At 55.9% G+C, this 23,135-nt stretch carries 19 protein-coding genes and 1 riboswitch; of the genes, 12 read left to right on the top strand and 7 right to left on the bottom strand.

Annotated elements, in window-relative coordinates; all coding sequences use genetic code 11:
• The first annotated feature begins 17 nt into the window (after positions 1-17).
• The 4 genes from BMW84_RS14420 to phnE (BMW84_RS14405) all read left to right on the top strand — a co-directional run bounded on the left by BMW84_RS14420 (position 18) and on the right by phnE (BMW84_RS14405) (position 3,714).
• Positions 18-1,115, top strand: coding sequence for a phosphate/phosphite/phosphonate ABC transporter substrate-binding protein (locus BMW84_RS14420; protein WP_091069771.1), 1,098 nt, complete (start codon positions 18-20; stop codon positions 1,113-1,115).
• Positions 1,116-1,295: 180 nt separating this feature from the next.
• Positions 1,296-2,078: a phosphonate ABC transporter ATP-binding protein gene (phnC, locus tag BMW84_RS14415; protein ID WP_091069566.1), complete on the top strand. Its 783-nt coding sequence runs from the start codon at positions 1,296-1,298 to the stop codon at positions 2,076-2,078.
• On the top strand, positions 2,071-2,886 hold the full coding sequence (phnE, locus tag BMW84_RS14410; protein WP_091069565.1) for a phosphonate ABC transporter, permease protein PhnE: 816 nt from the start codon (positions 2,071-2,073) through the stop codon (positions 2,884-2,886). The genes phnC and phnE (BMW84_RS14410) overlap by 8 nt, the downstream gene beginning before the upstream one ends.
• Before the next feature lie 15 nt (positions 2,887-2,901).
• On the top strand, positions 2,902-3,714 hold the full coding sequence (phnE, locus tag BMW84_RS14405; protein ID WP_091069563.1) for a phosphonate ABC transporter, permease protein PhnE: 813 nt from the start codon (positions 2,902-2,904) through the stop codon (positions 3,712-3,714).
• Positions 3,715-3,985: 271 nt separating this feature from the next.
• On the opposite strand, the gene BMW84_RS14400 is transcribed toward phnE (BMW84_RS14405), so the two are convergent.
• Complete coding sequence (locus BMW84_RS14400) at positions 3,986-5,590, bottom strand: bifunctional metallophosphatase/5'-nucleotidase (protein WP_091069562.1); 1,605 nt, start codon at positions 5,588-5,590, stop codon at positions 3,986-3,988.
• 140 nt (positions 5,591-5,730) lie between these two features.
• Complete coding sequence (locus BMW84_RS14395) at positions 5,731-6,570, bottom strand: helix-turn-helix transcriptional regulator (protein ID WP_091069560.1); 840 nt, start codon at positions 6,568-6,570, stop codon at positions 5,731-5,733.
• Positions 6,571-6,704: 134 nt separating this feature from the next.
• On the opposite strand from BMW84_RS14395, the gene fabF reads away from it, so the two are divergent.
• The 7 genes from fabF (at position 6,705) to BMW84_RS14360 (ending at position 16,652) form a co-directional block, all read left to right on the top strand.
• Positions 6,705-7,940, top strand: coding sequence for a beta-ketoacyl-ACP synthase II (gene fabF, locus BMW84_RS14390; protein ID WP_091069559.1), 1,236 nt, complete (start codon positions 6,705-6,707; stop codon positions 7,938-7,940).
• An 80-nt stretch (positions 7,941-8,020) separates the two neighbouring features.
• Positions 8,021-8,215, top strand: a riboswitch (cobalamin riboswitch).
• Positions 8,216-8,405: 190 nt separating this feature from the next.
• Complete coding sequence (locus BMW84_RS14385; protein ID WP_091069557.1) at positions 8,406-10,553, top strand: S-layer homology domain-containing protein; 2,148 nt, start codon at positions 8,406-8,408, stop codon at positions 10,551-10,553.
• Between the two features lie 94 nt (positions 10,554-10,647).
• Complete coding sequence (locus BMW84_RS14380) at positions 10,648-11,508, top strand: DUF4430 domain-containing protein (protein WP_254772991.1); 861 nt, start codon at positions 10,648-10,650, stop codon at positions 11,506-11,508.
• On the top strand, positions 11,505-12,449 hold the full coding sequence (locus BMW84_RS14375) for an energy-coupling factor transporter transmembrane component T (protein ID WP_175498818.1): 945 nt from the start codon (positions 11,505-11,507) through the stop codon (positions 12,447-12,449). Before BMW84_RS14380 ends, BMW84_RS14375 begins: the two co-directional genes overlap by 4 nt.
• On the top strand, positions 12,359-14,062 hold the full coding sequence (locus tag BMW84_RS14370) for an ABC transporter ATP-binding protein (RefSeq protein WP_091069555.1): 1,704 nt from the start codon (positions 12,359-12,361) through the stop codon (positions 14,060-14,062). Before BMW84_RS14375 ends, BMW84_RS14370 begins: the two co-directional genes overlap by 91 nt.
• Positions 14,035-14,721, top strand: coding sequence for an ECF transporter S component (locus tag BMW84_RS14365; RefSeq protein ID WP_091069553.1), 687 nt, complete (start codon positions 14,035-14,037; stop codon positions 14,719-14,721). Before BMW84_RS14370 ends, BMW84_RS14365 begins: the two co-directional genes overlap by 28 nt.
• Before the next feature lie 221 nt (positions 14,722-14,942).
• A complete protein-coding gene (locus tag BMW84_RS14360) occupies positions 14,943-16,652 on the top strand; it encodes a methyl-accepting chemotaxis protein (RefSeq protein ID WP_091069551.1) in 1,710 nt (569 codons plus the stop codon).
• Between the two features lie 111 nt (positions 16,653-16,763).
• On the opposite strand, the gene qoxD is transcribed toward BMW84_RS14360, so the two are convergent.
• From qoxD to qoxA, 4 genes are read right to left on the bottom strand one after another with little or no spacing between them, the layout of a single operon-like run.
• On the bottom strand, positions 16,764-17,057 hold the full coding sequence (qoxD, locus tag BMW84_RS14355; protein WP_091069550.1) for a cytochrome aa3 quinol oxidase subunit IV: 294 nt from the start codon (positions 17,055-17,057) through the stop codon (positions 16,764-16,766).
• A gap of 1 nt (position 17,058) precedes the next feature.
• Complete coding sequence (locus tag BMW84_RS14350) at positions 17,059-17,655, bottom strand: cytochrome (ubi)quinol oxidase subunit III (RefSeq protein ID WP_091069548.1); 597 nt, start codon at positions 17,653-17,655, stop codon at positions 17,059-17,061.
• Positions 17,652-19,595: a cytochrome aa3 quinol oxidase subunit I gene (gene qoxB, locus BMW84_RS14345; protein WP_091069542.1), complete on the bottom strand. Its 1,944-nt coding sequence runs from the start codon at positions 19,593-19,595 to the stop codon at positions 17,652-17,654. The genes BMW84_RS14350 and qoxB overlap by 4 nt, the downstream gene beginning before the upstream one ends.
• Positions 19,596-19,627: 32 nt before the next feature.
• Positions 19,628-20,635, bottom strand: a complete 1,008-nt coding sequence (gene qoxA / locus BMW84_RS14340; RefSeq protein ID WP_091069541.1) for a cytochrome aa3 quinol oxidase subunit II — start codon at positions 20,633-20,635, stop codon at positions 19,628-19,630.
• Between the two features lie 507 nt (positions 20,636-21,142).
• Between qoxA and BMW84_RS14335 the strand changes: the two genes are divergently transcribed.
• Entirely contained in the window at positions 21,143-22,270 is a 1,128-nt protein-coding gene (locus BMW84_RS14335; RefSeq protein ID WP_254772990.1) for a polysaccharide deacetylase family protein, read from the top strand.
• 192 nt (positions 22,271-22,462) lie between these two features.
• Here the strand turns inward: BMW84_RS14335 and BMW84_RS14330 are convergent, their stop codons facing one another.
• Positions 22,463-23,080: a TetR/AcrR family transcriptional regulator gene (locus BMW84_RS14330; RefSeq protein ID WP_091069539.1), complete on the bottom strand. Its 618-nt coding sequence runs from the start codon at positions 23,078-23,080 to the stop codon at positions 22,463-22,465.
• Between the last annotated feature and the right edge of the window lie 55 nt (positions 23,081-23,135).

Genomic DNA, 23,135 nt, shown 5'->3' with positions numbered 1-23,135 from the left:
CGTAAGTGAAGAACAGAATGATGTTAACCGCCGTGTTGGCTCTCGGCGTCAGCCTTCTTGCAGGCTGCGGATCGAATAATAACAATGCGGCCGGCAACAATGCCGCCGCAGAGAGCACGGCTTCCGCTCCGGCAGCCGCCGCAACCGAAAGCCCGAGCGCTTCGCCGGCGGCTACGGAGATTAAAGAGCTCAAGGTCAGCTTCGTTCCCTCCAAAGATCCGGATCAAATCATTACGGCCACAGGCCCGCTCAAGGATCTGCTCAAGAACCAATTGGCAACCGAAGGATATAAAGTAGACGATGTCAGCATTGACGTCGGAACAACATATGAAGCAGTGGGCGAAGCGCTGACTGCCGGCACAACGGATATCGGTTTTATTCCAGGCGGAACGTACACGCTGTATGACGATGGTGCAGAAGTTCTCCTGACGGCTACACGCGCTGGCTTGTCGAACGACTCCGACAATCCGAAGGACTGGAACGATAACAAACCCACAGAACCAACCGATCAACAAGCTACGTATTACCGCTCCCTGCTGATTGCCGGTCCTACCGAAAAAGGCAAAGAGCTGGCAGCCAAAGTCAATGCCGGCGAAAAGCTGACCTGGGATGACCTGAACAGCGCCAACTGGGCGATCATGTCGACTTCTTCTTCCGCAGGCTACATTTACCCGACCCTGTGGCTGCAAACCAACTACAGCAAGAGCCTGACCGACCTGTCTCATGTCGTAACCTCCGATTCCTACGGCAGCTCCTTTGCCCGCCTGGCCGCCGGCCAAGCCGACGTGATCGTCGCTTATGCCGATGCCAGAAGAGACTACGTGGACAAATGGACGGCTGACTTCGGCCGCAGCGCATCGATCTGGGATGAAACGAACGTGATCGGCGTAACGGAAGGCATCTACAACGATACCGTCAGCGTCAGCAAGAAATCCCCGCTGATGACGGACGAATTCAAAGCAGCGCTGCAAAAAGCGTTCATCGCCATCGCCCAAACCGAAGAAGGCAAAAACGTAATCGCCATCTACAGCCACGAGGGCTACAAAGAAGCGCAATCCTCCGACTACGACAACGAACGCAAAGCACAGGAACTGATCAAAAACATGAAGAAATAACAGCGAATGTGAACTGAATAAATGAGGGCATCGCCGCAGCGCGATGTTCTCATTTTTTTCACATCATAGGCTTAAATTACGGGGTCCCCGCAAAGTGCCTGAGATCGCTTGGATGCCAAGGCTCCACTTTGTGGGGTTGTTTCACGTTTTAAGCAAGATTACAGGATTGGAGCTCATGCCATGATTGAATTCAATAAGGTGGAAAAGAAATATCCCAACGGAACGACCGCACTTCAGAACATTAACTTGATCATCCAGCAGGGAGAATTTGTTGCGGTCATCGGCCTTTCCGGCGCGGGGAAATCGACCCTTATCCGCTGCATCAACCGCATGCATGACATTACCGGCGGCCAGCTGAATGTGGACGGCGTCGATGTATCCAAGCTTAGGGGGAAGCAGATCCGCCGGTTCCGCCGGAGAATCGGAATGATCTTTCAGTCCTTTAATTTGGTGACGCGGACAACGGTCATTAAGAATGTCCTGGTGTCTTTTGTGCCCGATCTTCCCTTATGGCGTAAGGTGACCGGAATCTATGCGAAAGACCATAAAATAAAAGCGCTGGAAGCGCTAGATAAGGTAGGCATTCTGGATAAGGCCTATATCCGCGTGGATCAGCTGTCCGGCGGGCAGCAGCAGCGCGTCGCGCTGGCGCGTACGCTGGCCCAGAACCCCGATATTATTTTGGCCGATGAGCCGATTGCTTCGCTGGACCCGGTGACGTCGAAGCTTGTTATGGATGATTTTAAGCGGATTAACCAGGAAATGAACATTTCCGTCATCATGAACATTCATCACGTGGAAGTGGCACTGGAATATGCGGACCGGATTATCGGCATCCGTAAAGGTGAGGTCGTGTTTGACGGAGAAGCCTCGGGCGTGACCAAGGAACTGCTGAACGAAATCTATGGCGGCAGGGTAGAGGAAATGGCGGTGAGATCGGAGGCGGATGCGGTCCATGTATGATAAGATTTTTCCGCCCAAAAAAGTGATCCTGCCAAACGGCAAGCTGGTTCTGGAAAAGCGCTCGCGTACGCCGCTGATTCTGCTGCTGATGATTGTGGCGGTGGTATTGTCGGTCCGGTTCACGGATTTCAGCCTGAAAATTCTGTTTACCCGGATCGGACAGTTTTTCGTGATTATCGGGGACATGATTCCTCCGGACTGGGGCTACTGGCCGCATTTATGGAAAGCGCTGGTGGACACCTTGCAAATGTCGCTCATCGGTTCGATGATCGGGGCAGTTTTGGCTCTGCCGGTAGCGGTGTTTGCCTCTTCAAACATTGTGAAAAGCCGGATCGTGGTCGGCATTTTTAAAATTTTTCTCAGCTTGCTTCGAACACTGCCTACGCTGGTCACGGCTCTGATTGCCACCTTTGTGTTCGGGCTTGGACCGATGGCCGGCGTGGTTGCCATATTGCTGTTCACGCTCTCCTACGTCGGCAAGCTGCTGTATGAGCAGATTGAAAATGTCGACATGGGCGCTTTTGAAGCGATGGAATCGATCGGGATGACCCGCATCCAGGCGTTCCGTTACGCGATGCTTCCGCAGGTGCTGCCCAGCTATTTATCCAACGCGCTTTTTTGCTTTGAGGGCAACGTCCGCTATGCGGCGATTCTGGGTTATGTGGGAGCGGGAGGCGTCGGTCTTTTGATCAAAGAGGATTTGGGCTGGCGGGATTATCCCAATGTAGGCATGATCGTGCTTGCCCTGGTCGTTACGGTTTATTTGATTGAGACGGTTAGCGAGCATTTCCGCAAAAAATTAATTTAAGGGAGAAGATGGACGATGACCACCACTTCCGTGGAGAAGCAGCTCCAGTCTTCGCCGCGAAATCTGCGTTACGCACTGACGATTACAATGATTGTGCTTCTCCTGTTCGGCTGGTCGCTGGCGGCCGTCGATTTAAAGGATGTCAACCAAAGCGGACTTAAAATCGCATCGAATATTATTAAAGGAATTACGCACCCGGACCTGGATCTGCTGCTCAGCGTTTCGAAGCAAAGCGTGCTTTATTTGCTGGTCGAGACCTTGGCTATCGCCTTCCTGGGAACCATCGTGGGGGCGGTGCTATCCGTGCCGCTGGCTTTTCTGGCCGCATCCAATATCGTGCCGAAGCCGGTAGCCTGGCTGACGCGCCTGCTGCTGATTGTCATCCGCACCATTCCGGCGCTGGTCTACGGCTTAATGTTCATCCGGGTGTCCGGTCCGGGGCCGTTTGCCGGCGTGATGACGGTGGGAATTACGTCGATCGGAATGCTGGCGAAGCTGTACGTCGATGCCATTGAGGAGCTGGATACCAAAGTGCTGGAATCCATGACCTCGATCGGCTGCTCGACCTTTGAAAAAGTGCGCTACGGCATCATGCCGCAGCTGCTGTCGATTTTTCTCTCGGTGACGATTTACCGGTTCGACATGAACATGCGGGAGGCTTCAATCCTCGGGCTGGTCGGTGCGGGGGGGATCGGCGCTCCGCTGATCTTCGCAATGAACAGCTATAAATGGAATCAGGTTGGGGCCATTCTGATCGGATTGGTCATTCTGATTCTCCTGATCGAATGGATGTCCAATAAGCTGCGCGCCAAGCTCGTCAGAGGGTAGGATCAGCATCGGCGCTTGGGTGAACGCTGCCAGACGAAACGTTGCTCCCATCGCTCTTGTGTCCAGATTTTTTTGTTCCCTTAGCGGTGAAAATCCGGACAGAAAGGCGACCGCTGCCGCTTTTCCACAATCGTTCCGTTATCATTCACAACTTTGAAAAGCAAGCCATTATAAACCTATAAAGCCGGACAGCGTTCCTTCAATAAAAGGAGCATTGCTGTCCGGCTTGTTTTTTGGGAGAGATTAGGTTGTGGCAGGCATAGAATCTTTGCTATTGACCCTGAGCTCCATAAACGACGCGCCAGTTATGGTTGCAGGCAGCGGTAAGAACGTCCTGCTTCAAAATCCATTCGGCCAAAATTTCGGTCATGTCCGTCGGAACTTCCCGGACCACCGGCTTATCCTTCAGCATGCCGAAATTGCCGCCGCCCCCGGCACGGTAGCTGTTCATGACGACGTCGAAGCTGGCGCCGGGATCGAGCGGGATGCCTCCCCGTTCAAGTTGGACCACTCTTTGGCCCGGAGGTTTGGCGATATCGAGCACGTATTCGATGCCCTCCCACATGTCGTAATTGAAATGCTGGGGTTTGGGCACCAGGTACGAAGGCGAGACCTGCAGGCTGCCCAGGGACTCATTCCATTCAAAGTAAAGAGCATTCTGCTCCAGGGCGTCGCGAATATCCTGGCCGCTCAGGCGCAGTACCTTGAGCGTATTGGGGTAGATGTAATTGGATACCACATCCCGCATCGTAATCCGTTCCCCGTACCCTCGGGCCGCATTGGTGAAGATCGCGGCACAGGAGATGTCCGCGCCGGTTACCGCCATTTGAACGCGGTTGACGAATTCGGTAAACGCATGGTCCGCCTGCCGGGCCGTGAACGGGTCGGGAATCGTCATATCCCCTTCCGTGCGCCCGATCGGCTGGTCGAGCCACGCCTGAGTGGCCCGCTCATCCTCCGCGAACAATGCCAGCAGTTCGTGGTCGGCGCTTTCCGCTTCTTCCGCAAACAGAAGAGCGGCGCTTTTGCGTTGAAGTGACCAGCGGTTATCTTGCCCGGGGACGAATTCCAGCTCGATCTTGCTCAAGGCTTGCCCTGCGCTGCCGGGCTGAGCAATTAAGACACCGTTGATTTCGCCGGTCAGCAGCCGGTGCTGATGTCCGGTCAGGAGGACGTCGATGCCCTCGATCTGCCGGCATAGGGCATAGCCCTGATTTTCGCCGGTGAGCGGCTCCGTCGGCGCTCCGGTCAGCGGATCGCGTTCGAATCCGCCGTGGTAGCAGACGACGATGGCATCGGGGTCTTCCTTTTCCTGGATGTAGGATGTCCAGTGCCGGCAAGCCTCCAGGGCATCCTGAAATTCCAGGCCTTCAATATTTGCGGGATCTTCCCAGTTCGGAATGTAATGCGTGGTGAGGCCCAGAACGGCGATCCGAATGCCCTCGGCATGCGTGAAAATGCGATAGGGCTGCCCGTAAGCCGGGTTGCCGCTGACCCCGTCAATAATATTTGCGGACAGCCACGGGCAGCCGGAATCGGCAATGGTCTGGCGGAGCAGCTCGGTTCCATAATTAAATTCATGGTTGCCGAGTATGGCTGCATCATAACGCAGCGCATTTAACGCCCGCGCTGCCGGATGCACGCCGCTGCGGTCGAATTTGGCATAGTGGTACATCAGCGGCGTTCCTTGCAGCAGGTCGCCGTTGTCAATCAGCAGCAGCGAAGGATCAAGGCTCCGCTCCCTGCGGATAAGGGTGGACAGCTTGGCAAGGCCAAGCGGTTTGTCGCCGGAGTCGCGGTAGTCCGTCGGATACAGATGGCCGTGAACATCGCTGGTCTGCAGGATTGTCAGATTGACGGAAGTCCGGGAAGTCATGATTGGGAGCGCCTCCTCACGCGGTCAGATTCGTAATGCCGATAAAAGGAATCAGCTATGGCTTCATTATAACTGGTTCAGCCGCCTCAAAGGTCAAGGCAAGATCAAAACCGCCGTCCGTAAGAAAAAAATCTTGCGGTTTATTCACGCTCCATCAGCTTCTGCAGCTTTTGCTCGGTCGCGGAATCGGGATCCGGCGTATAGATGCTGCAGCGAAGATCGGCGCTGCCCTGCACCTGGAGGGAGGTCAGGTTAAATAGCATTTTTCCGGCTTTGGCGTGGCGGAATTCGATCAGCACCTCCGGCGCGGACTGCACCTCGCTTTGCTGCCAGAGCGGGCCGAACTCCGGATACGCCGCCTTCATCTGCTCCAGAAACCGGTCGTACCAGTCATCCTCCAGGTATTGGCCGTAGTAGGCGCGGAAGATGGCCAAATATCCTCTGACGAAATGCTCCCAGTTTACCGCCAGGCGCCGCAGCTCTTTACGGGCAAAAAGCAGGCGGAGCAGGTTCCGTTGTCCGTACGGAATTTGTTCAAAATCGAGGAAGACATGGGCCGCAGCTTCGTTCCAGCCGAGAATTTCATACCGCCGGTCGGTAATAATGGTAGGGCAATAGCGCAGTTCATCCATAATCTTGCGCAGCGAAGGAGCAATCTCCGGTTGAGTCTCCTCCAGGGGAGCGACGCCCGTGGCCGTCTCCAGGGCTAAGGCAAACAGATATTTCCGTTCGTCGGGCGTCAACCGCAGCGCTGCCGCGATGCACTCGAGCACCGAGGCGGACATGCGGATATCCCGGCCCTGCTCCAGCCATGTATACCAGGTGGTGCTGACGCCGGCGAGCTGGGCGACTTCTTCCCGCCGCAATCCCGCGGTCCGTCTGCGGGTGCCGGGAATCAGTCCGACCGCTTCGGGCAGAAGTTTGGCGCGTTTGGCTTTCAAAAAAACGGACAATGCCGCAAGGCGTGCTTGCCGGTCCATCTTCAGGTTCCTCCCATACCGTGTTTATCGTGTTATCGTGGTATTGATTATACCAGTATAAACGATAACTTGTAATAGGATAACCGGAGTGACATCATGAGGCTATACCAGTAATACTTAGGGAGGAATCAGCAGTGGATAAAGTCGTGATCACAGGCCTCGGCGTCATTACGCCGCTTGGAAATACAGTGGAATCGTTTTGGAATGGACTAGTGGAGGGACGCTCAGGCATTTCGCGGATCGATACCTTTGACGTTTCACGTTATAAATCGAAAATCGCGGGGCTGGTCCGGGATTTTGACGCCGACGGGCGTTTCGGGCGGAAGGAGGCCCGGCGGATGGACCGGTTCTGCCAGTTTGCCCTAGCCGCAGCCGAGCAGGCCTGGGAGGATGCCGGACTGACTTCGGCTGCGGTCGACAAGGAACGGCTGGGCGTCTATGTCGGTTCGGGCGTCGGAGGAATCCAAACCTTATTCGAGCAGACGGCCGTGGTCCGGGAGCGCGGGCCGGAGCGGGTCAGCCCAACGCTTGTGCCGATGATGATCTCGAATATGGCGGCGGCAATGATCAGCATTAAATACGGGGCGCTTGGCCCGACTTTGTCACCCGTAACTGCCTGCTCCATCGGCAATACGGCCATCGGGGAGGCGTCCCGGCTGATCCGGCTGGGGCTGGCGGATGTCGTGCTTGCCGGGGGGAGCGAAGCGGCGGTGACTGAAATCGCGCTGTCGAGCTTCGGTAATGCGACGGCGCTATCCACCCGGAATGACGAACCGGAGCGGGCCAGCCGTCCGTTCGACGGCGGACGGGACGGCTTCGTGATGGCGGAGGGCGCCGGCATCGTTGTGCTGGAATCGCTGGCGCACGCGCAGCGTAGGGATGCGCGGATTTACGCGGAGGTTATCGGCTATGGCGCAAGCTCCGACGCGTACCATATGGTAGCAACGCATCCGGAAGGGCTCGGCGCCTATCAGGCGATGAAGCAGGCGCTGGCTGAAGCCGGCATCCGGCCGGAGGAGGTCGATGTGATCAGCGCACATGCGACCAGCACCGAAATCGGCGACCGTTCCGAGACGCTGGCGATCAAGAAGCTGTTTGGCGAACAGGCTTACCGGATTCCGGTCACGGCGAACAAATCCATGACGGGCCATCTGCTGGGTGCGGCCAGCGCGGTTGAAGCCGTTGCGCTGGTGAAGACGCTGGAGCAGAACCTGATTCCGCCGACGATTAACCAGGAGCAGCCGGATGGAGATTGCGATCTGGATGCCGTGCCGGGTAAAGCGCGGGAAGCGGCGTTGCAGATCGGGTTGTCGAACTCCTTCGGCTTTGGCGGGCATAACGCGGTCATTGCGCTGAAAGCCTCCCGGTAAGGGCAGGCGGCCTCATGCAGCCAAGGATTTTCAGTGGACAGGCGGGGCAATTCCCGTTATGATAATGTAGATCAAAATTGAATAAACTGCACGAAAAGGGTGTCGGTTCTGCATAGCAGAGCCGGCTTAATAGGGAAGGCCGGTGCAATTCCGGCGCGGTCCCGCCACTGTAAACGCGGAGCGACTCTTCATACAACCACTGCCCGAAGGGCGGGAAGGAGAAGAGGAGCGAAGATGCGCAAGCCAGGAGACCTGCCTTTTTCGGAAATGTTCTATTCTTCGAGGGATAAGAAGCGGAACAGATACAGATGGCGTTTTTCCTGTGCGGAAGCATGTTGGGCACGGAAATGATTAAAAAACCTATCGTATTCTACCGGGCCGCCCTCAGGGCGGCTCTTTTTGCGCACTGGGGAAGATGGAGGCGAACCGGCGCGCTCAAATTTCAAGAAAGAGAGAGGTTGAGACATGAAAAAGCTTTACTCTGCCAAGTCTTATCTGCTTGGCCTGGCCTTATTGCTCGTCATCACAACCTTCGGAGCATCGCTTGGACCAGCGGGGCAAGCCAGTGCGGAAACCGCCGGCACGGCTGCGACTCAGGCAACGGCCGCTTCCAGCCTGCATGAAAGCGTCGCGAGCGCAGTATACGGTACTGCCGAATTGATTTTGAAGAACGGCGCGGCTTCCGACTGGCAGGCGATTGGCGTAACCGCCGCCGGTTATCAGGTGCAAGGCGGCTATCTGGCCAAGCTGGAAGCTGACGTGAAAGCGGCCAAAGGCACGTACAGCCGGGCGACGGATTATGCCCGGATTACGCTGGCCGTTAAAGCGCTCGGCGGCGATCCGGAGAAATTCGCCGGGTATAATCTGATCGAAAAACTGTACAGCAACGACAAGCTCAGCGGACAAACGCTGAATCAATATGTCTACACGCTGCTGGCGCTTGATTCCGGCAGCTACTCCATACCGGACAACGCCAAATGGACCAAGGCGAAACTGGTAGCGGAGATTCTGGCCAAACAAAACAAAGACGGCGGTTTTGCGCTGACCGGCAGCACGAGCGACCCGGATATGACCGCCATGGTACTGAATGCGCTGGCCGGCCATAAAGCGGAAACCGGCGTGAAGGCGGCAGGGGACCGGGCGGTAGCCTGGCTGGCTGCGGCCCAGGATGCGAACGGCGGCTACGGCGCCAGCAGTGAAAGCGTGGCACAGGCGATTATCGGCTTGTCCGCTTACGGCGTAGATGCGGCAGGCGCGGATTTCACCAAAAATAAAGTGAATCTCGTGAGCAAGCTGCTCAGCTTTGCTGCAACCGGCGGAGGTTTTGCCCACACTGTCGGCGGCGCGTATGACGCGATTGCCACCGAGCAGGGACTGCAGGCGTTGGATGCTTATCTTCTCTTCGGCGCGGGCGGCAAGCTGTATGATTTCAGTAAACCGGCGGCAGCGCTGCGTACCTTGGCTCAAGTGACCATAGAAGGTCCGGCGGCAACGCTGCTGCAGGGCGAAGCTTATGCCGGCAACGTGCTGGAAGTTTTGGAAAAAACGACGGCGGCCAAAAACCTGAAGCTGGTTAAGGCAACCGGTAACTACGTGACGGAAATCGGCGGCATCGCCGGCGGCCAGTTCGGCGGCTGGGACGGCTGGATGTACATCGTCTCCCGCGGCGGCCAGTGGATTTATCCAAGCGTGGCCATGAGCGATTTCACGCTGGAGAAGGGCGACCGCGTGCTCGTATATTACGGCGGGGATGCCACTCAAGTGGTGGATGCCGTTAAGCTGTCCGCGGCCAAACCGGTATCCGGTAAGGCGTTTACGGTTACCGTAACGCAAAAACAATGGATCTGGAACAACGCTACCTTTACCTCCGATCCGGTGACCTCCCCGGCTGCCGGCGTTCAGGTAACGGCGGGCGGCAAAACGGTAACGACCGATGTCTACGGCGCTGCGAACTTTGCTTCCGGCTTGCCGACCGGCCAATATACGCTGACGGTGTCCGGTTATTCCAAGGATAATGCGCCGAAGGTGGTCCGTTATACGCAGCCGCTGACGATTGCGGCTTCCGGCACGGCGGCAGCGGCATTTGCCGATGCGAAGCAAATTTCGGCTTGGGCTGCGGATTCCGTGCAAGCAGCTTACGAACAAAAGCTGATGGAAGGCGTCAGCGGCAAAACACTGCTCTTTGCCCCGAAGCAAAACATTACCCGCGCCCAGTTTGCGGCGCTGCTCCTCCGGGTGACCGGTCAGGAATCGGCTGCAGTTGCAGCGGCTCCTGGATTCAGCGACGTGAAAGCCGGAGCATGGTATTATGAAACGGTGGCTCAAGCGAAAGCACTGGGCATCATTTCCGGCGTAACGGCCACGACCTTTAATCCGAACGGCGTGATTACCCGCGAGGATATGGCGGTCATGATTGCCAGAGCGCTCAAGCTGAATACTGCGGCTGGACACACGCTGAGCTTCAGCGACGATAAACAAATCAGCGCATATGCGCTGGCTGCGGTCCGCACGGTTGCCGATCTCGGCATCATGAGCGGGTCGAATGGCGCCTTTGCTCCAAAACAAGTCGTCACGCGCGAGATGGCTGCGGTTGTAGCCGTCCGCCTGCCATAATCAAAAAATTTAACGCATAAGGATGGAACGGGAGCGGAAGGCCACGGCCGCAGCTCTCGTTCTTTTCCCGTTTCATGGAGGTGTGTACAGCGTCATGAAGAATAAAACGCCCCGCTGGTTGACGCAGGAATACCGGCGCAAGACAGGCGCATGGATGCGGCCCGGCGCGCTGCCGCTGGCGCTGCTGCTGGCTGCGCTGCTGCTGGCGTCCTGCGCCTCCGGCGGGCAGGCCGCGGACGGCGGCGGGCCGAGCGCCGCCGTAACGGCCGCGCCGCAGTCCGGCGGCGCGGATGCGGCGGGCGCGGCGAGCCACCCGCCGGCCGTGGCGGCGTCCCCTGCGGACGCCGCAGCCACCCCTTCCGCGGGCGTTGCCGCCGCGGAAGCAAGTGCCGGCGCCGCCGCAGAGCTCGGCGCCATGGCGACCCCGCCGCCGACCTCTGCGGCGGGCGGGGCAACCGGGTCCGCGGCAACGCATGCGGCCCCGGCCACTGAGGCGGCACGGCCCGCCGCCTCAGCCGCTGCCGGCGGGCAAGCGCCGGCAGCCACGGCTTCTCCGGCGGCTCCTGCCTCGCCGCCGGCAACCGCGGCTGCGCCGGCTCCGCAGGCGCAGCGGACCGTGACCGTCTCCATTCAGGGAGACGAGGAGCGGGGGCAGATTCTTGCGCCGACGGCCGTCGAAGCCAAGGAGGGCGAAACGGTGCTGGAGCTGCTGAAGCGGGTCACCCGCAAGCAAAAAATCCAGATGGAATACCAGGGCAGCAAGGGCTTTGCGTATGTCGAAGGGATCGACAACCTGTACGAGTTCGACCGCGGCCCTGAAAGCGGCTGGAACTATAAAGTGAACGGGAGCTTTCCGGGCAAAAGCGCCGGCAGCTTCACGCTGTCTCCCGGCGATACCGTGGAATGGGTATATACGCTGAACTTCGGCGCCGATATCGGGAGCTCAGCTCCATGACGGGCGGCTTCCGCGCCGCCCATCCGGCCGTGGCGATGCTGTATTTCGCCGGTATGCTGCTGTTTGCAGCGCTTCTTCTGCATCCAGTTTTTCTGCTGACTGCGCTGCTCGGGCTGACGGCGCTGGTGCTGGCGCAGGGATTGGGGCCGAATCTTTTAAGGAGCCTGCCGTTTCTGGGCTTGACCGGAGTTTCAGTCGCAGTGCTGAATCCGCTGTTCTCCCACAGGGGTTCGCACCTCCTGTTTTATTCTTTCGATCAGCCGATTACGCTGGAAGCCGTGCTGTACGGGCTGCTGATGATGATGGTGCTGTGGTTGGTCATGGTGCTGTTTATCTCTTATAACGCTACCGTAACACCCGATAAATTTCTGTATTTGTTCGGCGGGATCGCTCCGCAGGCGACACTGCTTTTGCTGATGGCGCTGCGCTTTGTGCCGTTGTTTCAGCGGCGGCTGCGGCGGATTACGCTGATCCAGCGGACCCGCGGCATCGATGTCCGGCATGGAAGCTTGCGCAAACGCTTGAGGGACGGGATGACGCTACTTAAAGTGCTGCTCTCCCTGTCGCTGGAGGAAGCCCTCGATACGGCCGATTCCATGAAAGCCCGCGGCTATGGCGTCCGCAAGCGGAGCGTCTACGGCATCTATAAGCTCGACCGGCTGGACCGGGTAGCGCTGCTTCTGCTAGCGGGATGCGGAATCACGGTCGCGATCTGCCAGATGTCGGGTTTCGGTGCCTATGAGCTTTACCCGCGCATGAAGCCCGCCGTCTGGGGCCGGGGCGAAACACTGATGTATGTCTGCTATTGCTTATTCTTATTATTGCCGCTTGCGCTGGAGGGAAGGGAGAGATGGATATGGAGATCATCACGGCGGAACAATTATCCTTCCGGTATCCGGAGGCAGAACGTGAGTCGCTCCACGGGCTCTCCTTCAAAATAAATGAAGGCGATTTCGTCGTCCTCTGCGGCCCTTCGGGCGGCGGGAAAACGACGCTGCTGCGCCAGCTTAAGCGCGAGATTACGCCGGTCGGCGACCGCAGCGGCGTGTTGATGTACAAGGGGCTGCCGCTGGGCGATTTGCCGGCTGAGCGGAGCGCCGCCGAGATTGGCATGGTGTTCCAGAACCCGGAAGCGCAAATCGTCATGGATACCGTCTGGCATGAGCTTTGCTTTGCCATGGAGAATCTCGGGCTATCTCAGCAGACCATGCGCAGCCGGCTGGCGGAGATCGCGGGATTGTTTGGGCTGGAGCCGCTCCTATACCAGCCGCTGCACACACTGTCCGGCGGGCAGAAGCAGCTGGTGAACCTTGCGTCGGTGCTGCTGCTTCAACCGGAGGTGCTGCTGCTCGACGAGCCGACCGCGCAGCTTGATCCGGTGGCGGCGCGCGAATTTATGGATACGCTGCGCCGGCTGAATGAAGAAATGGCGATGACGGTGATCATCAGCGAGCATCGCCTGGAAGAAGTGCTGCCGCTGGCAGACCGGGTGCTGCTGCTGGAGAATGGCGTGCTGCGGCTTGACGGCACGCCGCGTGAATTTGTGCAGTATGCCGGGCATAGCGGGCAAGAGCTGACTGCGGGGTATTTGCCGGCCGCTCCGGCTTTATTTCTGGCGCTTGCGCCGGAACCGCTTGCTGCGCCGCCGGCGGAAATTCCGCTGACGCTGCGCGAGGGCAAGAGCTGGCTGGGCCGGGCGTACCATGAAGCCGGGGGTGTGGGCAGCAGTACTAGCGGCGTAGGCAATCGTCCTTCCGCAGGAGCAACATTGGCTTTACCCGAAGCGGATGCCCCGCCGCTGCTCAGCGCGCGAGAGCTGTCGTTCCGCTACGAGAAGGATGCTCCCGAGGTGCTGCGCAAGCTTAATGTTACGCTGCGGCAGGGCGAACTGCTTGCCGTGATGGGCGGCAATGGCGCCGGCAAATCGAGCCTGCTGTACGCACTCGGCGGATTGGTCAAGCCGCAGCGGGGTAAGGTGACGCTGGCAAAGGGCGTGAAGTCCGGATATCTGGCCCAGAATCCGCTGCTCTATTTCAGCCACGATACTGTCATCGAGGAGCTGCAGCAGATGGCAGCTTACGCAGGCATGTCCGAATCGGAGAGCGGCTGGGAGATTGCCCGGCTGTCTTCGCTATTCCGGCTGGGCGAAGTGCTTGGCAGCCATCCGTTGGACATTAGCGGCGGTCAGCAGCAGCTTCTGGCGCTGGGAATCGTGCTGCTGCAGAAACCCGGCGTGCTGCTGCTGGATGAACCGACCAAAGGGCTGGACCCTGCCGCGAAGGATGCGCTGGCCGCAGTGCTGAAGCATTTGCGGGCGGAGGGCATTGGCATTCTGATGGTAACTCATGATGTTGAGTTTGCCGCCCGGCATGCGACCCGCTGCGCAATGCTCTTTGATGGGGGCATAACGGCGGAGGGGGCACCGGCACCCTTTTTCGGCGCCAACTATTTTTACACGACAGCCGTAAACCGGATGATGCGGGAACTGCTGCCGGACGCGCTGACTGTGGAGGATGTGAGACGACAATGGCCAAATACCGATATCCGCTGCTGATCGCCGGCGTCCTGTTTCTAACCGGTCTGGCGCTGACGTCGGCACTGGAGGACCGCCATTACCTGCTGCTCAGCCTCCTGCTGCTGGGAGCAGCCATGCTGCCGCTGTTCGTACGGCTGGAACGGCGCAGGCTGGAAGCGAGGGAAGTGGTGCTGCTGGCGGTGTTGTCCGCGCTGGCTGCAGTCAGCCGGATTCCATTCGCCGCGCTGCCCAGCGTGAAGCCGGTCTCTTCGATTGTCATCCTCTCGGCTTATGTGTTTGGTGCGGAAGCGGGATTCATCGTCGGGGCAATGGCTGCGCTGGTCTCGAATATGTATTTCGGCCAGGGGCCCTGGACGCCGTGGCAGATGTTTGCCTGGGGGATGATGGGCCTGAGCGCCGGGCTGCTGCGGAATACGCGCTGGATGAAATCCAGAGCCGGCCTCCTGGCGTTCGGCATCTTCTGGGGTTTTCTATTCGGGTGGATTATGGATGTCTGGACGCTGATCAGTCTGCCGGATGCCTTTGGCGGCGGATTGACTCTCACGGTGTTTGCCTCCAGCTTTTACTTTGACCTGGCCCATGCGTTGTCAAATGCGTTTTTCCTGGCGATCCTTGCGGGAGGATGGATTAAGGTGCTGGTGCGCTTCCGCAAGAAATACGGGCTGCTGCAAGACTGAACTGAAATTTGGATGAAATGTCTCCGCTGCGGCGGAGCTTTTTTTTACCCGGATGCCTTTGAGATCATTTATCACGCAAGTGGGTCCCAGGTACTATTCATTCGCTATTAATCGACAAATTTTAATATCTTTATCTTCACAAATCCGCCTTATCCAACCGATATATATATTATAATAAGCAACTAAGGAAAAGTGATTAAGGGAGAGGGCGGATAAACGTCATGAAGAATTTAAAGGTTAAATACAAATTGGCTCTGCTTATCGCGGCGGCGCTGATTATGATTACCGCACTGGGCATAACGGGAATTCGCTATACGGGAAAAATGTCGGACCGTTCCCAGGAGACGTATAACGAAAACCTGGAGCCGATCTACCTGGTCACGCAAATTCGCGGAAATAACCGGATGATTGAGTCGTATCTGCTGGAAAATCTCCTTACGATGGATTCCGAAAAAACCAGGGAGCTGGATGCCGGGATTCAGAAAGCGATCGCCGATAATAACGTACTTATGGAACAGCTCAAAGCGATTCCGTTCGATGATTCATCCATTACCGTGAATATCGACGAATACAACTCGCAGCTGACAAGCTACCGTACTCAGCGTGAAGCTATTATGGAGCTGGCTGCCAAAAACGAAAATGATGAAGGCTACCGTGCTTTTTCCGGCCAGGAGTTTAGCCAATCCCGGAAAAAAATAACGGCCGTTCTGGATGATACCGTCCAGCTTCTTACGGACATGGCCAAACGGCAAAACCAGGAAGCCAAACAGGATGCCGATAGCGCCAAACTGGTTAATATCATCGTTATGCTTGCTGCTGCAATAGTTACGGTGGGCATCAGCGTCCTGATTGCCCGTCTGATCACGGTACCGCTGAAAGAGCTGCAGGCGATGATGAAGCGCGCCGAAGAAGGGGATTTGACCGTAGCGGTAACTTACACGGCGAAGGATGAACTGGGCGTCATTACGGCCTCTTTTAATGCCATGCTCGGCAGTCTGAAACGGATGATGCTCGGCGTTTCGGAGAGCGCGGAGATGCTCTCCGCTTCTTCGGAGGAGATGAGCGCCAGCGCAGAACAGACCGCCCGCGCTTCTCAAATGATTGCCGAAAATTCATCGGAAATTGCCGTCGGTTTTGAAACCCAGGTCGAAGGGATTGCCCGAACCAAACATTCCGTTGATGTAATGGCGGACAATATTGTATCGGTTAACCGCAGCGGCGAAGAAATGGCGGTATTGATGTCCAAGGCTTCCGCTTTGACGGACCGCGGGGCGGAAGTGGTTGAACAGATCATCGCGCAAATGGGTCAAATCGATGAGAGCGTTGCAGCCGGCAGAGAAACCGTACAGCGCCTTGGGCATTTGTCGGCGGAAATCGATACGATCATTACGACGATCAATGAAATTTCTTCCCAAACGAACCTGCTGTCGCTGAACGCCTCCATCGAAGCGGCGCGGGCCGGCGAGCATGGAAGGGGCTTCGCGGTCGTCGCCGACGAAATCCGCAAGCTGGCTGAGGCGACCGGCCGCAGCTCGCTGCAAATTACCGAGATTATCCGCCATATTCAGACGCAGACCGAACAAGCGGTTGAAACGATGGAGATCGGTTCGCAGCAGGTTGCGCAAGGGGTGGCGCACAGCGGGTTTATCTCCGAAACGTTTGGGGATATCCAGCAATCAATCCGTGAGACTTCCCAGCAAACAGAGGAAATCCGAAAGGCAATTGCGGAAATTTCGCTGGAATCACAGGATGTGGCCACATCGGTCAACCAGACCGATGAAATTGTCCGCAAGGGAGCCGGCGAAGTGCAGGATACGAGCGCTGCAAGCGAAGAGCAGCTGTCCGCGATGAGTGAAATGTCGATGTCGGCACAGCACCTGGCGACGCTGGCGGAGAACTTGCAGAAGGATATCGGCCGGTTTAAGCTGTAGAAGGCAAGGGCGGGATTCCCCGAAATGGCAATGTCCATCGTATAAAAAAAGCAGGGCAGCGGTTCCTTTAAAGGAAGCTGCCCTGCTTTTTTGATTGATGCATGAACGAGATTACGAATACCAGCCCCATACGAAGATGTAGAGGGTGCCGAAAATCGTGAACAAACCGACGAACAGCGCGTAGGCGATATTGATGTAGAGCTCCTTCTTGGTGTCTGCCGATTCCCCGATGTGCATGAAGACGAACAGCTGCAAGGAGGCCTGGATAATGGCTGTAATTGCAAGTATCGTCATATTGGCAGCGTGGGACAGATCCCCGTAATACACGATCAGCGCAGCGGCAGAAAGGACAAGAGAGGCTACATAACCGACCACATGGCGAGTGGGAAACAGTTGTTTCAACATGTCACATCAGTCCTTTCAGGTAGACGTAGCTGAAGATGAAGATCCAGACTACGTCCAGGAAGTGCCAGAACAGCGAGAAGATGAAAGTCTTGTTGGCGTTCTCTTTCGTGATGCCTTGACGCCAAAGCTGAATCATAATCACTGTTCCCCACAGGAAGCCGAAGCTGACGTGGGCACCGTGCGTGCCCAGCAGCACGAACAGGCTGGAGAGGAAGCCGCTGGTCTGGAGGGTTGCGCCCTCATGGACATAAGTGAAAAATTCATTGATTTCAATGCCAAGGAACCCCAGGCCCATCAGCAGCGTGACGGCCATAAAGGCCATCATCGCTTTTTTGTAGCCGAGCCGCATGGCGTGAACCGCAAGGCCGATGGTGAACGAGCTGGTGAGGAGCAGGAATGTTTCGACCAGTACAGGACCGATCTCGAACAGCTCCGAACCGCTCGGACCGCTGGCATAGCGGTTAACCATAACGAAGAATACCGTAAACAATGTAGCGAAAAGCGGAATTTCAGCTCCGAGGAAGACCCAGAAACCGAAAATCTTGTTGCTGTTCTCTTCCGTTGAATATTCAAGCGGCTTGGACGCATCTATTTTCATACAGTCTCACCCCGCAGTTTCTTTTCAGTCTCGATAACTTCTTCTGCCGGAATATAGAAGCCGTGATCCCGGTCGAAGGACATGGTTGCCAGTGTAATCAGAACGCCGATGCCGGCAACGATGGCCGGAATCCACATGCTGAAGACGAGGAAGAAGCCCAGGAAGAAGAAGATGACGCCGAGCACGAACGGTTTGCCGCTGTTGCTAGGCATATGGATTTTGGTGATTTTGTCTTCGAACAGCTTTGTTTTACCGCGTTTTTCCGCCCAGAGCGGATCGCGCGTCGTTACTTTAGGCACAACCGCAAAGTTGTAAGCCGGGATCGGGCTGCTGGTCGCCCATTCGAGCGTGCGTGCATCCCACGGATCGCCGTTCTTTTCCCGCGGCATGTACCGTGTGCTCCAGTAGATGTTGTACACGAGCAGCAGGAAACCGATCGCAAGGCCGCAGGCGCCCACGAAGGAGAGCATATTCAGCGGGCCGAAGCCGGTATCTGCAGAGTAGGTGTACATCCGCCGCGTCATGCCCATCAGTCCCAGGAAGAACAGCGGGAAGAAGGTGACGTTAAACGAAATGATGATCCACCAGAAAGCATGTTTGCCGAGACGTTCGTTCAGGCGGAAGCCGAACACTTTAGGGAACCAGTAATGGAACCCGGCGATTACGGCGAATACCGCACCTGGGATCAGCACATAGTGGAAATGCGCGACCAGGAACATCGTGTTGTGATACTGATAGTCGGCGCTGGCCATGGCCAGCATGACGCCGGTAACGCCGCCGATCGTAAAGATCGGGATGAACGCCAGCGAATAAAGCATCGGCGTCGTAAAGCTGATCCGCCCCTTTCGCAGGGTGAACAGCCAGTTGAAGATTTTGACCCCGGTCGGTACGGCGATCGCCATCGTAGTGATCGAGAAGAAGCCGTTGACCATGACGCCTTGACCCATCGTATAGAAGTGATGCGCCCATACGAGGAAGGACAAGAGAGAGATGATAACCATACTGGCGACCATGGAGGTATAGCCGTACAGGTTTTTCTTGGAGAAGGTGGCAATGATTTCACTGTAAATCCCGAAAGCCGGCAGGATAACGATATAGACTTCCGGATGGCCCCATACCCAGAACAGGTTGGCCCAGAGCATATCCATGCCGCCGTTGGCCATCGTAAAGAATTGTGAGCCGAACAGCCGGTCGAACATCATGAGCGCCAGCGCCACGGTGAGCACAGGGAATGCAAAGACGATGATGATATTGGTGATCAGCACGGACCAGGTAAACATCGGCATTTTCATCAGCTTCATGCCCGGTGCGCGCATCTTGAGGATCGTTACGATAAAGTTGACGCCGGTCATCAGCGTCCCGATACCGGAAATCTGCAGCGCCAGGGAATAATAGTTGTTGCCGACGGTCGGGCTGAACTCAGTGCTGGCGAGCGGGAAATACGCCGACCAGCCGGCATCCGGCGAACCGCCGACGACGAAGGAGATGTTCAGCAGCATGGCTCCGAAGAAGAAGAGCCAGAAGCTGACGGCGTTCAGCCGCGGAAACGCGACGTCGCGCGCGCCGATCTGCAGCGGCACAACCACGTTCATCAGACCGATAATAAACGGCATCGCCATGAAGAGGATCATGATCAAGCCGTGAGTGGTGAAGACCTCGTTGTAATGCTGGGCGTCGAGAAATTTCATTTCCGGCGCCGCCGTCTGCAGACGCATCATCATGGCGTCGATGCCGCCGCGGAACAACATCAGCAGCGCGGCGAGAATGTACATGACGCCGATCCGTTTATGGTCTACGGTAGTCAGCCATTCGCGCCAGAGATAACCCCATTTTTTAAAATAGGTCAGTCCGACGACAATCCCGATGCTGACGAGCACGATGCTCACCATGGCACCGTAGATCAGCGGTTCGCCATGAACCTTAAATTTATCCCAATCCATTAGGGTGGCTCCTTTCGAAAATAGTACCAGGACTAGTTATTGTGTGTATGTTCGTCTACGGACGAAGTAGGAACCGGCTCCTGAAGCTCCGGATCGGGTTTGCTGTCAAACTCGGTATCCGGTTCGGCCGACGGATGGATTTCCTTGTTATCCTGATGCTCCGTGCTTCCGTTGTCCATATTCATTTCCGAACCGTTTTGACTCATATGCTCGCTGTGTTCTCCCGGTGGCGGGCTGAACTCCAAATGCGTGGAGGAATACGTTTTACGGCCGACGAAATCGGTCGCCAGAAGGGTTTTGAACTCCTCTTCGCTCAGCTGCGGAGCGGTGTCCTTGACCTCTTTGACCCAATCGGAGTAATCCTTGTCGCTCATGACCAGCGTTTCGAATTCCATTTGGGCATATCCCTTACCGCTAAAGTTCGAGTTGCGGCCCAAATAAGAACCTACCGCGTCCGAAGAAAGATTCAGTTCGGTGAGCATGTCGCTCATCGCATACTTTTGCCCGCCGAGCTGCGGGATCCAGAAGCTGGTGATCGGCCCGTAGGAATACAGTCTGAATTCCACGGCACGATGTACCGGAATATTGACGTAGTTCACGGTCTCGATGCCTTCTTCAGGATAGCTGAAATGCCATTTCCAGTTGGAGGAAGAAGCATAGATGACGAGCGGCTTCTGATCCTTGTAATCGGCTGCGACATTTTCGACGGTGTGAGTGGTTTTGACGGTAACGACAGACAAGAAGGTTACGATGATGATCGGGATGATGATCCAGATCGCTTCAAGTACCTTGTTGCCCTCCTCATCCTCGGGGATATATCCCTCGTTGCTCTTTTTGGCCCGGTATTTCACGAGCACGAAGATGTACAGGATGTAGACTACCGCCAGGACAAAAGCCATCACGAGGATCGACAGGATGATGGTGTCCGACAATGTACGGGCAGCCGGCCCCTTCGGATTCAGGACAGTCAGCGAACTGCATCCTGGCAGAAGGAGGATCAGGCTGAGAAACAATGCGTATAACGGTCCCTTCTTTTTCATATAAAGCTCCTTCCTTCATTACTCTTTTCTTAGCCGAGCTAGTCGTGGTCCTCAATCAACCTGTTTCTATAGTAAGAACTACTTAACCAGATTGCAAAAACCATATTTTGTCATAAAATCTAGAATCGTCCTCAAAAATGACCATTATGTTAAATATATGTGAACAATTGACGTCTTGATGGAGACGATATGATTAAAATCACTGTAACCATGCGCTTTAAGCTTCCTTTAATAAAGTTCAACATTTGTTCACAGTTTCACAAATGTTGCTATTTTCGTCACAAATAGAATGCGCCTTTTCAAGGGTGTTTATCCGCCGTTTTACTTGATACGACAGTATTCGACGCTGCTGCGACGCATTGCGAATTAAAACTGTAAAATGTGATTATTTTCACAGAAATAAAGGTTTACAATTTTTTAGGCCGGAGGTAACAAACTCTCCATTTCCCAAAGCCCCGTCTATGATAGAGTGATAGATAAATATACATAGATGGGAGCAGCTTCAAAGTGTCTATTAAAAAAATAATGCTTGTATTGTTCTCATTATTCCTCTTGTTCTCGGTTGCCGTTCCAGGCGCAAAAGCGGCAGGCGAACCTCTAAAGCTGCGCCTGTCCGTGGAGGATCAAGTTTCGGCAATCGAGGCTATTCCGGTCAAGGATGTCTATTATGTTCCACTTCGCCCGCTTACCGAGGCATTGAACGGAACGATGACCGGCCTGCCGGATGGCATCTCGGTCAATGCCGGGGGCGGCTCTTTCAAACTGATGAAAGAAGGCGGCGTCCTGTATGCGGATGGAACGACCGCGGCGGCTGAAACCTTTAATCAAAATGGAATGCTAATGGTTCCGCTGCGCCTTTTTGCCAAGCTTGGCTATAGCATTTCCTATTCTCCTTCGGACTATTTGCTGCGTATCCGCAGCGCTTCGGCGACGCTCGATGACCTTGGTTTTATTAGCCGGTATGCCGCCGATTTGAAACCGCCTGCGCCGGCATCGCCTGCACCATCCGCCGGAACCGCGGGGAAAACGGTATATTTAACGTTTGACGACGGACCATCGGCATCGACAGGGCAACTTTTGGACCTGCTGGACAAGTATGGGGTTAAAGCAACCTTTTTTATGCTGGGTCCCAATATGAACCGTTACCCTGCCGCCGTGAAACGAATTGCCCGGGACGGCCATGGGCTGGGGCTGCACGGGACGACGCACCGCAAGGAGAAGTTTTATGCATCGCCGGCAGCGGCGCTGGGTGAAATGGTACAGGCGGATAAGACGCTGGAAAAACTGACGGGAACGGGCACTTCGCTGATCCGGCCGCCGTACGGCAGCAAGCCTTATTTCACGAAAGCCTACCGGGACAAAGTGCTGGCGCAAGGGTTCCACTTATGGGATTGGAACGTCGATTCCGACGACTGGATGTACAAAGAAGACCGCAGCGCGGTTTATGGCAATGTAATGTCACAGGTACATAAGCTGAAGAAGGCGGGTACGAATCCGGTCATTTTGATGCATGATCAAAAGGCCGATCTGACCGTGCTGCCGCATTTGCTGGAATCATTGAAGCAGGAAGGATACACCTTCGGAGTAATTACGGACGGGATGCCGCCGGTGAATTTCTGGAAGGATAAACGTTGAGAAAAGTGAGGTGCGGCGATGTTGCGCCGCCGTTGTATTTAGTACAATAGATTGCGCCCTAAAACAGGATTTCTTTGATTCCGTTGCACTTCGTGCAACGGATTTTTTGATATTCGGTGATTTGCGGCAAATCGGCATGTGCCGGGAAAAGGAAAGCAAAACGCTGACTGTCCATAAACCCGGCTATGCACTTCATGTCGTTAAATATTTTGCGAGCATCTCCACAAGCTGGCGTTTGAGCCGGTCGGGAGCGATCCGCTGTTTGGAAAAAGCGATGGAGTCGATTACCGCCCCGACGGCTTCATATACGATCACTGCAGCGGCTTCGGGATCATCCGTTTTCAGTTCATCCCCGCCCATCCGAAGATACGCCAAGGTCTGGCGGCGGCCGATCTCGTATTGCTCGTCCATCAGCTGTTTGATTTCATCGTCGCTCAGGTACAGGATGGACAGCTCCTTATGGATCCCGACAAACGGTTCATGGGACTGAAGCAGCGCATCCACAAGATGGGCCATCAGCTGGCGGGTATCGCCGGTTTGGAAATCCACATCCGCCAATGCGGCGTCGATCCTCGCGAGCAGCGCCTGGTTATAGATATGCAAAATATCGATGAATACCGCCCGCTTATCCAGATAGTAGGAGTAGAAGCTCCCGGTCGATACGCCTGCGGCGGCGGCGATTTGCTTCGTATTCGTCTGGTAATAGCCTTTTTCGGCAAAAAGCTTCATAGATGCCTGGAGAATGGCTTCTTTCGTTTTGATGCCGCGGTCCTGCCGTGGCGTACGGGTTTTGTCTTCCGTTTCGTTCATGGATCGCCGACTCCCTTCTAGTTCGATTGTAGTAGAGCGTTTTTTTGCTGTCAAT

The sequence above is a fragment of the Paenibacillus sp. NFR01 genome (genome assembly GCF_900111565.1).
Taxonomy (GTDB): domain Bacteria; phylum Bacillota; class Bacilli; order Paenibacillales; family Paenibacillaceae; genus Paenibacillus_AQ.
Note: the sequence above shows the minus strand (reverse complement) of the source record. Positions and strands in the feature narration are given on the sequence as shown.

Bases quoted from the DNA above. Each gene is read 5' to 3' on its own strand.
- BMW84_RS14420 (WP_091069771.1), top strand. From the start codon at position 18: ATGATGTTAACCGCCGTGTTGGCTCTCGGCGTCAGCCTTCTTGCAGGC.
- phnC (WP_091069566.1), top strand. From the start codon at position 1,296: ATGATTGAATTCAATAAGGTGGAAAAGAAATATCCCAACGGAACGACC.
- phnE (WP_091069565.1), top strand. From the start codon at position 2,071: ATGTATGATAAGATTTTTCCGCCCAAAAAAGTGATCCTGCCAAACGGC.
- phnE (WP_091069563.1), top strand. From the start codon at position 2,902: ATGACCACCACTTCCGTGGAGAAGCAGCTCCAGTCTTCGCCGCGAAAT.
- BMW84_RS14400 (WP_091069562.1), bottom strand. From the start codon at position 5,590: ATGACTTCCCGGACTTCCGTCAATCTGACAATCCTGCAGACCAGCGAT.
- BMW84_RS14395 (WP_091069560.1), bottom strand. From the start codon at position 6,570: ATGGACCGGCAAGCACGCCTTGCGGCATTGTCCGTTTTTTTGAAAGCC.
- BMW84_RS14385 (WP_091069557.1), top strand. From the start codon at position 8,406: ATGAAAAAGCTTTACTCTGCCAAGTCTTATCTGCTTGGCCTGGCCTTA.
- BMW84_RS14380 (WP_254772991.1), top strand. From the start codon at position 10,648: ATGAAGAATAAAACGCCCCGCTGGTTGACGCAGGAATACCGGCGCAAG.
- BMW84_RS14375 (WP_175498818.1), top strand. From the start codon at position 11,505: ATGACGGGCGGCTTCCGCGCCGCCCATCCGGCCGTGGCGATGCTGTAT.
- BMW84_RS14370 (WP_091069555.1), top strand. From the start codon at position 12,359: ATGGATATGGAGATCATCACGGCGGAACAATTATCCTTCCGGTATCCG.
- BMW84_RS14365 (WP_091069553.1), top strand. From the start codon at position 14,035: ATGGCCAAATACCGATATCCGCTGCTGATCGCCGGCGTCCTGTTTCTA.
- BMW84_RS14360 (WP_091069551.1), top strand. From the start codon at position 14,943: ATGAAGAATTTAAAGGTTAAATACAAATTGGCTCTGCTTATCGCGGCG.
- qoxD (WP_091069550.1), bottom strand. From the start codon at position 17,057: ATGTTGAAACAACTGTTTCCCACTCGCCATGTGGTCGGTTATGTAGCC.
- BMW84_RS14350 (WP_091069548.1), bottom strand. From the start codon at position 17,655: ATGAAAATAGATGCGTCCAAGCCGCTTGAATATTCAACGGAAGAGAAC.
- qoxB (WP_091069542.1), bottom strand. From the start codon at position 19,595: ATGGATTGGGATAAATTTAAGGTTCATGGCGAACCGCTGATCTACGGT.
- qoxA (WP_091069541.1), bottom strand. From the start codon at position 20,635: ATGAAAAAGAAGGGACCGTTATACGCATTGTTTCTCAGCCTGATCCTC.
- BMW84_RS14330 (WP_091069539.1), bottom strand. From the start codon at position 23,080: ATGAACGAAACGGAAGACAAAACCCGTACGCCACGGCAGGACCGCGGC.